The organism is Christiangramia aquimixticola (assembly GCF_048285835.1).
Taxonomy (GTDB): domain Bacteria; phylum Bacteroidota; class Bacteroidia; order Flavobacteriales; family Flavobacteriaceae; genus Christiangramia; species Christiangramia aquimixticola.
Genome location: NZ_JBLVTL010000305.1, coordinates 1 through 283, shown reverse-complemented (window position 1 = coordinate 283; position 283 = coordinate 1). Strand labels below are relative to the sequence as shown.

Sequence of the window (283 nt, the reverse complement as noted above, 5' to 3'; positions counted from 1 at the left end):
CGTTGAGAGAGGCCTACGCCGGTATTTCCGGCAATGACTGCCGGAATCCATCCACCAGATGGAGTCACAGACACGACCCATCCTTCCGCATCTGCAGTTTGTACTGAGGTGGTGCCGCTTTGGAAATCTGCTAGGAATTTTTCATCCAAACCTGCTTTTAGATCTTCAGGAGAAAGGGCTGCTACCGTTTGCTTGTTTTTGTTCAGCAGGTTGAGGTAAGGATTGCTTTCCCCTTGGAAAGGGTAGGGGTCGCCTGCTGTGATTTTCGGATCATTGATCTCTC

At 50.2% G+C, this 283-nt stretch carries 1 protein-coding gene; it reads right to left on the bottom strand.

Annotated features, from left to right (window positions below):
- A partial coding sequence (locus ACNKXV_RS14585; RefSeq protein WP_417908422.1) for a hypothetical protein occupies positions 1 to 283 on the bottom strand: 283 nt, incomplete at both ends.